This is a genomic window from Acinetobacter sp. 2JN-4 (assembly GCF_003687745.1).
Classification (GTDB): domain Bacteria; phylum Pseudomonadota; class Gammaproteobacteria; order Pseudomonadales; family Moraxellaceae; genus Acinetobacter; species Acinetobacter halotolerans.
In genome coordinates this window covers 391,706-404,850 of the sequence record NZ_RDNY01000002.1, presented here as the reverse complement: position 1 = coordinate 404,850, position 13,145 = coordinate 391,706, and the positions used below count along the sequence as shown (strand labels likewise).

General features: G+C 42.2%; 12 protein-coding genes. 8 read left to right on the top strand and 4 right to left on the bottom strand.

What is annotated here, in order from left to right; translation table 11 throughout:
- The first annotated feature begins 8 nt into the window (after positions 1–8).
- Positions 9–485, top strand: coding sequence for a hypothetical protein (locus tag EAH57_RS04820; protein WP_121929061.1), 477 nt, complete (start codon positions 9–11; stop codon positions 483–485).
- Positions 486–646: 161 nt separating this feature from the next.
- Here the strand turns inward: EAH57_RS04820 and EAH57_RS04815 are convergent, their stop codons facing one another.
- A complete protein-coding gene (locus EAH57_RS04815; RefSeq protein WP_121929060.1) occupies positions 647–1,993 on the bottom strand; it encodes a hypothetical protein in 1,347 nt (448 codons plus the stop codon).
- 262 nt (positions 1,994–2,255) lie between these two features.
- Here EAH57_RS04815 and EAH57_RS04810 point away from each other — a divergent pair, with 262 nt between their 5' ends.
- From EAH57_RS04810 to urtE, 7 genes are all read left to right on the top strand, one after another.
- Positions 2,256–2,846 carry a YqiA/YcfP family alpha/beta fold hydrolase gene (locus tag EAH57_RS04810; RefSeq protein ID WP_121929059.1) on the top strand — a complete coding sequence of 197 codons (591 nt, stop codon included), beginning with the start codon at positions 2,256–2,258 and terminating at the stop codon, positions 2,844–2,846.
- 14 nt (positions 2,847–2,860) lie between these two features.
- Positions 2,861–4,744, top strand: a complete 1,884-nt coding sequence (gene parE, locus EAH57_RS04805; RefSeq protein WP_121929058.1) for a DNA topoisomerase IV subunit B — start codon at positions 2,861–2,863, stop codon at positions 4,742–4,744.
- A 251-nt stretch (positions 4,745–4,995) separates the two neighbouring features.
- Positions 4,996–6,273: an urea ABC transporter substrate-binding protein gene (gene urtA / locus EAH57_RS04800; protein WP_004673509.1), complete on the top strand. Its 1,278-nt coding sequence runs from the start codon at positions 4,996–4,998 to the stop codon at positions 6,271–6,273.
- Positions 6,274–6,362: 89 nt separating this feature from the next.
- Positions 6,363–7,997, top strand: coding sequence for an urea ABC transporter permease subunit UrtB (urtB, locus tag EAH57_RS04795; protein ID WP_121929057.1), 1,635 nt, complete (start codon positions 6,363–6,365; stop codon positions 7,995–7,997).
- 4 nt (positions 7,998–8,001) lie between these two features.
- Entirely contained in the window at positions 8,002–9,072 is a 1,071-nt protein-coding gene (urtC, locus tag EAH57_RS04790) for an urea ABC transporter permease subunit UrtC (protein ID WP_121929056.1), read from the top strand.
- Complete coding sequence (gene urtD / locus EAH57_RS04785) at positions 9,073–9,900, top strand: urea ABC transporter ATP-binding protein UrtD (RefSeq protein ID WP_121929055.1); 828 nt, start codon at positions 9,073–9,075, stop codon at positions 9,898–9,900.
- A 10-nt stretch (positions 9,901–9,910) separates the two neighbouring features.
- Positions 9,911–10,609: an urea ABC transporter ATP-binding subunit UrtE gene (urtE, locus tag EAH57_RS04780; RefSeq protein WP_121929054.1), complete on the top strand. Its 699-nt coding sequence runs from the start codon at positions 9,911–9,913 to the stop codon at positions 10,607–10,609.
- 286 nt (positions 10,610–10,895) lie between these two features.
- Here urtE and EAH57_RS04775 read toward each other — a convergent pair whose 3' ends face one another.
- The 3 genes from EAH57_RS04775 to EAH57_RS04765 all read right to left on the bottom strand — a co-directional run bounded on the left by EAH57_RS04775 (position 10,896) and on the right by EAH57_RS04765 (position 13,116).
- Complete coding sequence (locus EAH57_RS04775) at positions 10,896–11,630, bottom strand: hypothetical protein (protein ID WP_121929053.1); 735 nt, start codon at positions 11,628–11,630, stop codon at positions 10,896–10,898.
- A gap of 80 nt (positions 11,631–11,710) precedes the next feature.
- The gene (locus EAH57_RS04770) at positions 11,711–12,259 is read right to left on the bottom strand and encodes a GNAT family N-acetyltransferase (RefSeq protein WP_121929052.1); all 549 of its coding nucleotides are present in this window, start codon (positions 12,257–12,259) and stop codon (positions 11,711–11,713) included.
- A gap of 131 nt (positions 12,260–12,390) precedes the next feature.
- A complete protein-coding gene (locus EAH57_RS04765; RefSeq protein ID WP_121929051.1) occupies positions 12,391–13,116 on the bottom strand; it encodes an outer membrane protein OmpK in 726 nt (241 codons plus the stop codon).
- Positions 13,117–13,145: the final 29 nt, after the last annotated feature.

Sequence of the window (13,145 nt, the reverse complement as noted above, 5' to 3'; positions counted from 1 at the left end):
GATACACGATGAAGAGCGTTTTAATAGCAACCATTTTATTATTTTTAATCGCTTGTAGTGATGATAAGACAAAATCGACAGAATCTATTAAGCATCAAATAAAGGTGGATCCAGTAATCGAGCAACAAGATGATAGGATCTCTATTAAAGCCATAAATAATGAGGAGGAACCTTCTACTGCCGTTTTGGAAAATAAACAAAATCTTAATTCAAAGTCTACAAATGATACTCAAGAAAAAATAACTTGTTTGGGACAGGCCTTAAATGATTGGTATACATTTGATGAAACATTAGAAAAACCGAGTTGTAAAAAAATGAATAATATCGGTAAAATAAATGATAATCAGTGTTCAGTTGAAGAAAAAGTTTTTGGTTCAGATTTTGAGGCTATTAGAATAACAGTCCAAGATAATAGGATTTTTGCATTTCAAACTTTAGATCAATGTAATGAAGCACTTGAAATGTGGGAAGCAAATGCTTATTAAAAATCAAATCTAATTATTATTAGTTGTTCTTGTGGAATATCGAGTTATACGTTCTAAAAGTCCTCGCTGAGAATGGTTCGAGCGTATAATAAAATCCCACAATCCTCCCAACATCTAAAAAATGAACGGAAATTAATAAAATAATCACCGTTCATTTTTATTTAAGTCTCAACAATGCCTTCTAAATCATCAAAGGTATAGTTATTTGGTACATTAATCAGATGCGTTTGGACACCTTGTTCAACTTTATCACTGACATCAGGATAGAGCCAACGCGTAATTTGCTCAGCTACACTTGAATGATATTGAATCTCAAAATGATTCAAACCATAGAACACCGCTTTATGCGTATCAGGTAATTTAAGCTGAAAACGAGGATTTGGGTGTTCACCTAACGCACTCTTTACACTGACCAAATAATCACCGATCACAGTGAGCGCTTTAGTCCGTAATTTTTCGAATTCTAATGTACCTGCAATTAAGAAGGTATTGATATGTGAGGGTAAAGGCGCTGGTTTGCGATTGTCATCTGCAAAACCAATACGTGCATCATTATGTTCCCAATCATCATCACGAACACTACCATGACGCAGATCTAAAATTCCGTTACTGCGAATATTGACCAATTGGCCGATAAGACTAATAAATGGGAATGCCCCAATCTTGTCTTGTAAAATAAAACCAAAACGTTCCAATGCCGCGCCGTGATGTGGCGAACCGATACACACCAAGTTCTCAACGATATGTACCCATTGGCAGAGGTCTTGTTTGCCATAGAACAATGCACTACGAGAAACCAATCCCCCCATACTATGTCCAATCAAGTCAATACTGGTAATACGTGGATTACGCTGCACTAAGTCTTCAAGCACATTGGCAAAACTACGACCATTAGCGGAAATGCGTCGCCCAGTATTATAGTTGAGATACAACATCGTGTTGTTATCGCGTTGAGCCAGTAAACGCTCACCAATACCACCATAACGATTATTCGACCACGTCAAATGGTTCATACATAAACCGTGCGCTAAAATTACCACGCGACCAGTCAGCTCACCTTGCTGCAATGATCCATAGTGATCATAAAGCACCATCGGCAAAGCCATCGGGTTATGTTGCTTCAAGAAAAAATCACCAAAGATTCCATTCAGTGCACCCACCGCAAAATGTAAAGTTGGGCTAAGTGGTTTATTGTGTAGCGCTGGAAACTTTTCAATGACTCTGCGTAAATTTGGTGCAAGGATGTTGCTACCATATTTCTGGATGGCAACATAAGAAAATTGATAGAATTTCTGTAATTGCGGATGCGTTTGTAATTTTTTGGCTTTTTGTGCACTTAAACCGAGCGCTGTCCGTAGCACTTCAGTTTGTACCAATTGCATCAATTCGTGTACGCCACTTAAGCTGGTACTGACGAGCTGTGCCAAACCTTCCAAAGCATCTGCCTGACTGGGAGGGGTACTATCCCACTTACAGTAGGTTTCATGCAGAGGTGTTAAACTTGGCATATTGATTTCCTCATCCTTGATATATACCGAAGGGTTGAATTTATGAACCTAACACTGTTTAGATAAACTACAACAAACGCTTATATATTTTGCTGTTTCATCCGTAATTTTTTTAGAATACTGATGAACGGTGCATAGTATCGGTTTTTGTGTCGGACAATTTCAGGGTTATATGTAAATTATATTGTTATTTGTTTATCAATTATGATTAATAATGTGATTTATTTCACTATCTGTCAAGCTGGTGTCTAATTTGGTGCATATGCAAATTATCTATTTACATGGTTTTCGTAGTGGCCCGATGTCAAAAAAGGGGCAACAATTGAGACAATACTGTGCAAAGTATGATTCTATTCAAGTGCATTTGCCTGATTTGAACCAGTCTCCTGAGCAAGTCATTCAGCAGATTTCTCAACTGATTGAATCTCAACCCAAAGAGCAAGTGGTTTTGGTCGGTAGCAGTTTAGGTGGGTTTTATGCGACGTATTTTGTCGCCAAGTATGCGTGTCCTGCTGTATTGATCAATCCAGCTATGCAACCATGGCAGCTATTTCAAACGCTATTCGGGATTGATCAAATCCCACTCAAGATCACTGAGTCATGGACACTCAATGCTGAACACTTGCAACAATTACAGTCGATTGCTGAAGTAGAGCTAAAAAATGCCGATAAAATTTTAGTGCTATTGCAACAAGGCGATGAAGTCTTGGATTATCATCAGGCACAACGTTATTATAGTGCAGCACAACCGTCCTCTTTGATTTTCACTGACACTGGTGGCAGTCATGCAATGGATGATTTTGAAGAAAGATTAGCGTTAGTACTCGAATTTCTATCGGCAGCGATTCAATAAGGAAGTCAGACCAAGTGACACAATATACAGCACAATCTCTTGAAGTTCTTTCTGGTTTAGATCCTGTGCGTCGTCGTCCAGGCATGTATACCGACACCACACGGCCTAACCATTTGGCTCAAGAGGTGATTGATAATGCTGTCGATGAAGCGCTTGCAGGACATGCCAATCAAGTCTACGTCACGGTATATGAAGATGGGTCGTTGTCAGTTGAGGACAATGGACGAGGTATGCCAGTCGATATTCATCCTGAATATGGTCAAAGTGGTATCGAAATTATTTTAACCAAACTGCATGCAGGCGGTAAGTTTAGTACTGACAATTATCAATTTTCAGGTGGTTTGCATGGGGTCGGGATTTCGGTGGTCAATGCATTGTCAACGCGAGTTGAGGTTGCAGTACAACGCCACGGAAATTTATATCAAATGGCGTTTGAGCAGGGTGAACCTGTTGCACCGTTATCAGTCTTAGAGGGCAAGGTAGCAAAGCGTGCCACAGGAACAACCGTGCGTTTTTGGCCTGAAGCAAAATATTTTGATAGTCCGAAGTTTGCATTAAAAGCCTTAAAACATAATTTAAAAGCCAAAGCTGTTCTAGCAGCAGGCTTGAAAATCATTTACGACGATAAGATTAATAACGAACGGATCGAATGGCAGTTTGAAAATGGTTTAGTCGACTATTTGATGGATGAGTTGGAGGATCGTGAGATTTTACCTGATCCAGCCTTTGTCAGTAGTGGAAAAGCAGACCGCGCTGCATGCGAGCTTGCAATTTGCTGGAATGTAGAGGGTGGCGAGCAAATTCAAGAAAGCTATGTCAACCTGATTCCAACTGCGCAAGGCGGAACACATGTCAATGGTTTGCGTTCAGGTGTCACCGAGGCGTTACGTGAGTTTTGTGAGCTACGTAATTTATTGCCGCGCAACGTGAAACTCTCTGCTGAAGATGTCTGGGATGGTGTCAACTTTATTTTATCGTTGAAATTCCAAGAACCTCAGTTTTCAGGACAGACCAAAGAACGTTTATCTAGTCGTGAAGCATCCAATATTGTGTTGAATATTGTGAAAGATGCTTTTGCTTTATGGCTCAACCAACATGCTGAGATTGCCACGCAATTGGCCGAGATGGCGATTGCGAAAGCTGGGCGTCGTTTAAAAGCTGCGAAAAAAGTTGAGCGTAAGAAGATTGTTGCGGGTCCTGCATTACCTGGAAAACTAGCAGATTGTGTCGGGTTGACTCGTGAAGACAGTGAACTGTTTATTGTCGAAGGGGATTCTGCAGGTGGAAGTGCCAAACAAGCTCGGGATAAAAACTTTCAAGCGATTATGCCGATTCGTGGAAAGATCTTAAATACGTGGGAAGTGTCTTCGGATGAGGTATTAGCCTCGCAAGAAGTGCATGATATTGCCATTGCAATAGGGGTTGATCCGGGCAGTGATGATCTATCGGAACTCCGCTATGGCAAAGTCTGTATTCTTGCCGATGCCGACTCGGATGGTTTGCATATTGCGACCTTATTGTGCGCTCTATTTGTCAAACATTTTCCAACCTTGGTGGAAGAAGGTCATTTGTTTGTTGCGATGCCACCTCTATATCGTATTGATGTGGGCAAAGATGTGCATTACGCCCTTGATGATGAGGAACTTGAAGCGATCTTAAAGAAAGTGAAGGGCAATAAAAACCCACAAATTACCCGATTTAAAGGACTGGGTGAGATGAACGCAAGCCAGCTTCGTGAAACCACGATGGATCCCAATACGCGTCGTTTAGTACAGTTAGATTTGGATGATGCTCATTTCACCGCAAGTTTGTTGGATAAATTGCTTGCCAAGAAACGTTCAGCGGATCGTAAGCATTGGTTAGAGCAAAAGGGTAATTTAGCGGATATTGTGGTTTAAGATTTGAGCTAAAACTGAGTAAGTAGAGATTCGTAGAAGCCAAGCATCATGCTTGGCTTTTTTATTGAGAACAAAAATGCATCATTTTAGTTCGCTATGTATTTTTTGTATGCAATGTTGTATACAAGATTGGATTTCACTCTTGTGCTTTTAATTAATATTTATATAAAACAATAAATTAACTTGTTGGCATAAAAATTGAATAACTCCACTTAGTCAACATCACAACACACAAAATGTGGAGAAAAAAGATGCAACAAAAATTAATGCCGATTTCTATGCTTATGGCTGCCATGATGGGTATGGGGCTAGTGGGTTGTTCTAAGCCTGCTGAAACATCTGAACAAACAAAAACAGAAACCAAAGCTGCGCCAGCCGATGGTGAAACCATTAAAGTCGGAATTTTACACTCCCTTTCAGGCACGATGGCGATTTCTGAAACTTCGCTGAAAGATACGGCATTGATGACCATTAATGAAATCAATGCCAATGGCGGTGTACTCGGTAAAAAATTAGAACCTGTGGTGGTCGATCCTGCATCGGATTGGCCGTTGTTTGCTGAGCGTGCCCGTCAGCTGATTACCCAAGACAAGGTCGCGGTGATTTTTGGAAGCTGGACCTCGGTATCACGTAAATCTGTTCTCCCTGTGGTGGAAGAATTGAATGGTTTAATGTTCTACCCAGTGCAATATGAAGGTCAGGAGCAGTCTAAAAATATTTTCTATACGGGAGCAGCACCGAACCAACAGGCGATTCCTGCAGTTGAATATTTAATGAGTGATGAGGGCGGTAAAGCTGAACGCTTTGTCTTACTCGGTACGGATTATGTCTATCCACGCACCACCAATAAGATTTTACGTGCGTTCTTGAAGTCGAAAGGCATTGCTGATGCCGACATCATGGAAGAGTACACTCCATTTGGCCATAGTAATTATCAAACCATTGTTTCCAACATTAAAAAATTCTCGGCCGGTAAGAAAACCGCGGTGATCTCCACCATCAATGGCGACTCAAACGTGCCTTTCTATCGTGAGTTAGGCAACCAAGGGATTAAAGCCTCAGAGCTTCCAGTGATGGCATTCTCTGTCGGTGAGGAAGAATTGCGTGGGATCGATACTAAACCATTGGTTGGGCATTTGGCGGCATGGAACTATTTCATGTCGATTAAAAATCCGAAAAATACTGAATTCGTGAATAAATTCAAACAATTCGCGGTGGAATACAAATTGCCAAATGCCGATAAAGTGGTTACCAATGACCCAATGGAAGCGACCTACGTCGGCATCAATATGTGGAAACAAGCTGTTGAGAAAGCAGGCACGACAGATGTAGATAAAGTACGTGAGGCAATGGCAGGTCAAACCTTCGCTGCGCCATCGGGTTATACCTTAAAAATGGATGCCAGCAATCATCATTTACACAAGCCGGTGATGATTGGTCAAATCCGTGCCGATGGTCAGTTTGATGTGGTTCATAAAACGCCTGAAACCATTCCAGCTGAGCCTTGGAGTCCATACATCCCGAAATAAAGCTTTTTAGAACCTGTTGTTGATGCAGCAGGTTCTTTTCATTTTTTTGATTTAACCATTCAAATATAGATTCAATAAAGGGGAGTCATATGGCGAAACACTATGTGTTAGCACTGCTCTGCGTTATGGCACAGTTTTTTTGTGGTCTTGCTTGGGCAGAGCAAAGTACTTCGGCGTCCACATCTCCTATCGTAACGCCTACAACTACTCAAGATGCGATTCAAAGTTTTGTGAAGGCAGATTTCGCCACGCGCCGTGCCATGCTGAATCAATGGCCAGCCAGTATTGAACAGTTGGATCAGTTAGTTGCGTATATTGACCAAAATGAGTTGTATACCGATAGTGCAGGACAGACTTACATCTTACAAAATGATGAGGTCTTATTGAGTTACCCTGCCAAAAAGGTATTGGAAGATTGGCCTGCCGATTTGTCCCAAGTTACTTTGGTCAATACTTTACGCAAGGCGCTCAATTTTGGGCAAGCCAAAGTCAAGCTTGATTCTGAAGATGCATCACAACGTTTGGCTGCGGTGGATATTTTAGAAAATAACTTAGCTGAAATCGATTTGGCGATGGTTAAACGACTGTATTTAACTGAACAAAATAATAAAGTCAAAGCCCGACTGGCGCAGCTCAAAGCACGATTAGAATTCAATGATACCGATGTATTTGGAAAAATTGCTGCGGTCAATGTGTTGGCTGAGTCGAATCGTCCTGATGTATTGGCATTGATGGAACAAAGTCTAGCGGAACCGATCAACAATCAAGAACTACATGCTGCTTTGGTTAATGCCAAGAGCAAAATTAAAACCAGAATTCAGGCCAGTGAGTGGTCTGGACATGTGTTTTCAGGTTTAAGTACCGCCAGTATTTTATTGCTTGCTGCACTTGGTCTTGCGATTACCTATGGATTGCTTGGCGTGATTAATATGGCACATGGCGAATTGATCATGATCGGCGCTTATACCACTTATGTGGTGCAAAGTTTCTTTAAAACCCATTTTGCTGGATTGGTCGATTGGTATTTACTGGTCGCGATTCCCGCTGCCTTTTTGGTGAGTGCTTTGATCGGCATGTTGATTGAACGCACGGTGATTCGCCCCTTATATGGTCGCCAACTTGAAACGCTGCTTGCAACTTTTGGTGTCAGTTTGATTCTGATGCAATTGGTTCGCATGTTTTTTGGTGCGCAAAATGTCGAAGTCTCCAATGTGTCATGGCTCAGTGGCGGTATTGCACTGACGCCAAGCTTGATGCTGCCGTATAACCGTATCGCGATTATTGTGTTTACCGTTGCAGTGTTATTTCTGTTGATTTTCTTACTGAATAAAACACGTTTTGGTCTGTTCGTTCGTGCGGTCACGCAAAACCGTCAGATGGCACGTGCAGTCGGCATTCGCTCAGCGCGGATTGACATGATGGCATTTGGTTTAGGTTCGGGTCTAGCGGGGCTGGCAGGCTGTGCGTTGGCACAAGTCGGCAATGTTGGGCCTGATCTTGGACAAAACTACATTATTGATGCCTTCCTTGTAGTGGTGGTTGGTGGCGTTGGACAAGTGTGGGGCGCAGTATTGGCAGCACTCGGTCTAGGCATTAGCGGCACGATGTTGGAAATCGGCATGGGTGCTGTATTGGCAAAAATTATTCTACTGGTACTTGTGATTTTGTTTATCCAAAAACGTCCACAAGGTTTGTTTGCCATCAAAGGCCGTTTTGTGGAGTAAGCCAATGAAAATCACTTCTTTATTTGCAGATAAACCCTATAGCGCAGTCACCATTGGCTTCTGTTTTGGGATTTTATTGATACTCCCTTGGTTGCATCTGTTACCTCCTGACTCGGCATTTTACCTATCTGCCTACTGGATTACCCTGATTGGCAAGATCATGTGCTTGGCTTTGGTGGCTTTGGCACTGGATTTAGTATGGGGTTACGCTGGGATTCTCAGCTTAGGGCACGGTTTGTACTTTGCCTTGGGCGGATATGCCTTTGGTATGTATCTGATGCGCCAATCTGCAGGGGATGGATTGCCTGATTTTATGCGCTTTCTCAGTTGGACTGAATTGCCGTGGTATTGGGCAGGAACCGATTATTTTGTGTGGGCAATCGCTTTGGTGGTGTTAGTTCCAGGAATCGTGGCCTTTATTTTTGGTTTCTTTGCCTTTCGTTCCAAAATCAAAGGGGTATATTTCTCGATTATCACTCAGGCGATGGTGTTTGCCGCAGCGTTGCTGTTCTTCCGTAATGAAACAGGTTTCGGTGGCAATAACGGTTTTACAGGGTTTAAAACCCTATTGGGTTTTGATATTACCTCTGCACCGATGCGTGCCACGCTGTGCTTTACCACAGCATTGGTCTTGATGTTGTGTTTTATCGGGTTACGTCAATTGATGAACCGCCCTTATGGTCGAGTCCTAGGTGCGATTCGTGACAGTGAAAACCGTTTGCAATATTTAGGTTATCGCACGTTGTGGTACAAGCTTTCAGCGTGGGTATTATCCGCGGTGATTGCAGGCATAGCAGGCGCACTGTATGTGCCGCAAGTTGGCATCATTAACCCAAGTGAAATGAACCCTGTCAATTCGATTGAAATGGCGGTGTGGGTCGCGGCAGGCGGGCGCGGTACGTTGATTGGTCCAATCTTGGGCGCAGGTCTGATTAATGCGGTAAAAACTTATTTTACTGTTGCTGCACCAGAAGCATGGCTCTTGATTTTAGGCGCATTGTTTATCGTGGTGACTTTGTTCTTACCCAAAGGGGTGATTGGTTTATTTGACCGTTTTAAAAAGGAGCGCAACTAAATGAATGATGTCAGTACCAATTCAGCGCAACATGGCGGTCAGCTTGGTGAGGGCTACGGACGAACCAAAACACAGGATGCGGATTTTAGTCACGGTATCGCATTGTACTTAGAGAATGTCAGTGTTTGGTTCGATTCTTTCCGCGCCTTGAATGATCTATCAATCTACATTGCTGAAGGTGAATTACGCTGCATCATTGGACCAAATGGCGCAGGAAAAACCACCTTAATGGATGTGATTACAGGTAAAACTCGACCGACTACAGGGACGGCATTTTTTGGGCAAAACTATGATTTAGCTAAAATGAGTACCGAGCAGATTGCAGAAGCGGGTATTGGACGCAAGTTCCAAAAACCGACGGTATTTGAAAACTTCACCGTGCTGGAAAATTTACTGTTGGCTGCACCACGTGATAAACGTGTCAAGAAAAGCTTGTTCAGTCGTTTAGATCCCGAAGCACAACTGGCTTTAGATGAAACACTAGAGCAAATCCGTCTCAAAGAGTTGATCCATAAGCCAGCAGGTTTATTGTCACATGGACAAAAGCAATGGTTAGAAATTGGCATGTTGTTGATGCAACGTCCGAAACTGATCTTATTGGATGAACCTGTGGCGGGAATGACTGATGCCGAAACTGAACGAACAGCCGAACTTTGTTTAGAACTCAAAAAGAATCACACCTTGATTGTTGTTGAACATGACATGAGTTTCATTGACACGATTAGTGAAAAAGTCACGGTGTTGGCGCAAGGGGCGATCTTGGCTGAGGGGACATTGGCAGAAGTACAAGCCAATGAAGATGTAATTGAAAAATATTTGGGACGATAGGGGGACACGTATGCTAGAAGTGAAACAAATTAACCAGTTCTATGGTGGTAGTCATATTCTGCGTGATGTGTCGTTGTCTGCACCTGTAGGTGAGTGTAGCGTGGTGTTGGGGCGGAATGGCGTGGGCAAAACCACCTTACTCAAATGTTTGATGGGAATTTTGCCAATCAAATCAGGGCAGATGCTGTTAGATGGAAAAGATATTGCCAAGATGTCACCTGAACAGCGAGTACGTGCAGGGTTGGCCTATGTGCCACAGGGCCGTGATATTTTTTCGACGCTCACTGTTGAGGAAAATATCTTGATTGGTATGGCGAAGTTTTCTGGTGCAAAGACGCGTAAAGTGCCAAGTCATCTCTATGAGATTTTCCCTGTGCTGGATGAAATGAAACATCGCCGTGGCGGGGATCTGTCAGGCGGTCAGCAACAGCAGCTCGCTATTGCTAGAGCTTTGGCCTCTGAACCTCGGGTTTTGATTTTGGATGAGCCAACTGAAGGGATTCAACCTTCGATTATTAAAGATATTGGTCGAGTGATTCGTAAATTAGCCGATCAAGGTGAAATGGCGATTGTGTTGGTTGAGCAGTTTTATGATTTTGCTGAAGAACTTGCTGATAATTATACGGTGATGGCACGGGGGCAGGTAGTTGCACAAGGGCTTGGTGAGGATATGCCTGAAAAAGGGATTCGGGAGTTGGTGGCGATTTAAAACACTCGAAAGAGATTTTCCACCTACGGCCTGATTAAACAGTGATCATTGTGGAATCTTATTGTTTTATATCTAATGTTAGGATAAACCTGCGGTTCGCCCTACTTTGGTTTCGCCCTGAGAAGCGTTTGAAGCTTCGGAAGGGCAAAGGCATTGTCATCTACAAAACCTGTTCGCTTCTTTCAATACGTCAAATGATATTGCAAAGACAGTCTCTTGCAAATACCACGCAGGTTGTAGATGACATTTCCGAGTATCATATTTGAGGCTGACTTTTGATTGTTTGTTAACCTTCAACCTTATAAAACGTGCCACCTGCATAAACATTGTGTCCAAAGCCACAGGTTGAAGCACCATTATTTTGCTTCACCTCGATTTTTTGTCCATTTTGCGAATCATTTAAAAATTGAAGGTTGATCTGACAGTCTTCATAACGATAGTTTGCCTGTTTTGCGGTGATCGGCATGCTGGTTTCAAATGAACCCAGATTTGGACCATAAATTAGCCCGCGCAGTCCAAAATAGTAGCCTTCAAAGTCAATCAGATAGCGATTCTGTTGTTTTTTGACGGTGATGTAATCCCATTGACCAAAGCCATTGGCTCGTACATAGCTCCCTTGTAAGTCTTTAGAGATTTGCGGTTTAGGCAGTTGTTTTAAATTATATTGACTGGTTTTGGTGTCTTTATTCCGTAAAAACCAGACTCTTGCCCATTGTGGTTTGCCGAGCTTAGCATAGCTCAGTCCGACATTATTATTGGCGATCTCAACGTCTCGGTCAGTGACTCGAATGCCACTTTCTTCTGCATTTAGTTGGCAGAAATGTGCCCATGCGGCTTGATCTTCAAATTGTTTCACCGCTTTTGCATATTGCTTCTGATCGTAGAACTTTTTGCCCGCTTGTGCATATTGTTTTACTTTGGCACAGCCTTGTTGTAACTCTTGTTCAAACGATGATTCAGCGAAACTTGTGGTTGCGGCGAAAACACTAGTGATAACGAAATATAAGGGTAATGCTTTCATCTTATTTATCTTTATAAACTCAGATAATTTCCATTCTAACCAGTAAGATCACAGGACAGCAGTGCTGTATTGTTAAATTTTTATTGAGTATTTAACTGTAGTTGCATCAGGACTAAATCTCGCCATTGCCCAAACTTTTGTCCGACTTGCGGCATGTAACCTGTTTGCACAAAACCGAGTTGTTGGTGTAGCACGATCGAGCCTGTATTTCCGCTATCGATCGCTGCAACCATAATATGCATCTGTTGTTGTGTAGCGAGATGAATCAGTTGCAGTATTAAGGCTTTGCCTAGACCCTGACGTGCGTAGCTTGGGTCAATAAAGACAGAATGTTCAATGGTTTGACGATATCCAGTAATGCTCCGAAATGCAGCATAGTAAGCATAACCGACCACTTTTTTATGTTGTAGATCTTCGACCACAATCATGGGAAATTGCTGTTGCTGCAAATCCTGAAAGCGTTGTTGATATTGAGTGAGGGAAACAGTTTGATCATTCCAATTGGCTGTTCCAGTTGAAATTTCAGCATTGTAAATGGTCAGTATTTGTTTTAAGTCTTCGAGCGTTGCAAAACGGATTTGATATTGTGAAGCCAGAGTATAGGGTGCAAGTGAGATATTTACTGACATGGGATCGGTCATCAAATCATATGGGAAAAGTGTGATTTTCAAAATAAGAGAAAAATCAACCAATTCTAATATGAATGATCGTAGCAAAAACAGCAAGGAATGCCTTGCTGTTTTTTAAACGGATCTAAGGCTTAGAAATGGTATTTGACTAAAGCGCTGACGTTGTTTTCGTCGCTGCCTTTGATACCAAATTTGTTGTTCCAAACCGAGTGTTCAACACCAAGATACAAACGAGTGTCTGGTGAAATGTGCTTACCGACATTCCATTTATATTGTGTGGTCCAGTTAAGTTCGCTGGCATGATCTTTTTCAGCTGTTGACCAGTCGAGGAAACCATCGACCAAGAATTCTTCTGTAGAAACTTTAAATGGCAACGCATAGACCAAAGTCATTTGATAGTCATCAGCGGTGTTTTCATTGTTGGCACGGTAGAAGTTGATGTTCGCATATTGGAAATATGGGAGATTTAGATCAAAGCCGACGCCGTATAAAAAATTGTCGAAACTAGAAAAGTCATCATTATTACTTTCCCAAGTTGTTGAGATCAGTACATCTTTAACTGGGCCAAAAGCTAGTTTTTGACCTGAAATTTCACCCAAGCTTAAACGTGGAGACAGCTCGAAATAGGTGCTTTTATGGTCGTCACTACCACGCATACGATCCATAAAAAAGAATACATCGGCATATTTTACTTTTGCCGCATATTCAACAGTTAAAGTTGTTTGCTTTTCATCAACAACTTCATAGTTTTCACCATATAAACCAGTGAGGCTAAAGTCCTGCCACATAGGCTTTGCCTGAGTGAAAGCTGCTGTTGATACCAATACACATGTCGCCGCAAGTTGCTTAAATTGCATTAAAAAGATCCCCCTAAAAAGGCGTGTAA

What these genes read in the sequence shown, in the direction of transcription:
- EAH57_RS04820 (WP_121929061.1), top strand. Translation starts at nt 9, where the DNA reads ATGAAGAGCGTTTTAATAGCAACCATTTTATTATTTTTAATCGCTTGT.
- EAH57_RS04815 (WP_121929060.1), bottom strand. Translation starts at nt 1,993, where the DNA reads ATGCCAAGTTTAACACCTCTGCATGAAACCTACTGTAAGTGGGATAGT.
- EAH57_RS04810 (WP_121929059.1), top strand. Translation starts at nt 2,256, where the DNA reads ATGCAAATTATCTATTTACATGGTTTTCGTAGTGGCCCGATGTCAAAA.
- urtA (WP_004673509.1), top strand. Translation starts at nt 4,996, where the DNA reads ATGCAACAAAAATTAATGCCGATTTCTATGCTTATGGCTGCCATGATG.
- urtB (WP_121929057.1), top strand. Translation starts at nt 6,363, where the DNA reads ATGGCGAAACACTATGTGTTAGCACTGCTCTGCGTTATGGCACAGTTT.
- urtC (WP_121929056.1), top strand. Translation starts at nt 8,002, where the DNA reads ATGAAAATCACTTCTTTATTTGCAGATAAACCCTATAGCGCAGTCACC.
- urtD (WP_121929055.1), top strand. Translation starts at nt 9,073, where the DNA reads ATGAATGATGTCAGTACCAATTCAGCGCAACATGGCGGTCAGCTTGGT.
- urtE (WP_121929054.1), top strand. Translation starts at nt 9,911, where the DNA reads ATGCTAGAAGTGAAACAAATTAACCAGTTCTATGGTGGTAGTCATATT.
- EAH57_RS04775 (WP_121929053.1), bottom strand. Translation starts at nt 11,630, where the DNA reads ATGAAAGCATTACCCTTATATTTCGTTATCACTAGTGTTTTCGCCGCA.
- EAH57_RS04770 (WP_121929052.1), bottom strand. Translation starts at nt 12,259, where the DNA reads ATGTCAGTAAATATCTCACTTGCACCCTATACTCTGGCTTCACAATAT.
- EAH57_RS04765 (WP_121929051.1), bottom strand. Translation starts at nt 13,116, where the DNA reads ATGCAATTTAAGCAACTTGCGGCGACATGTGTATTGGTATCAACAGCA.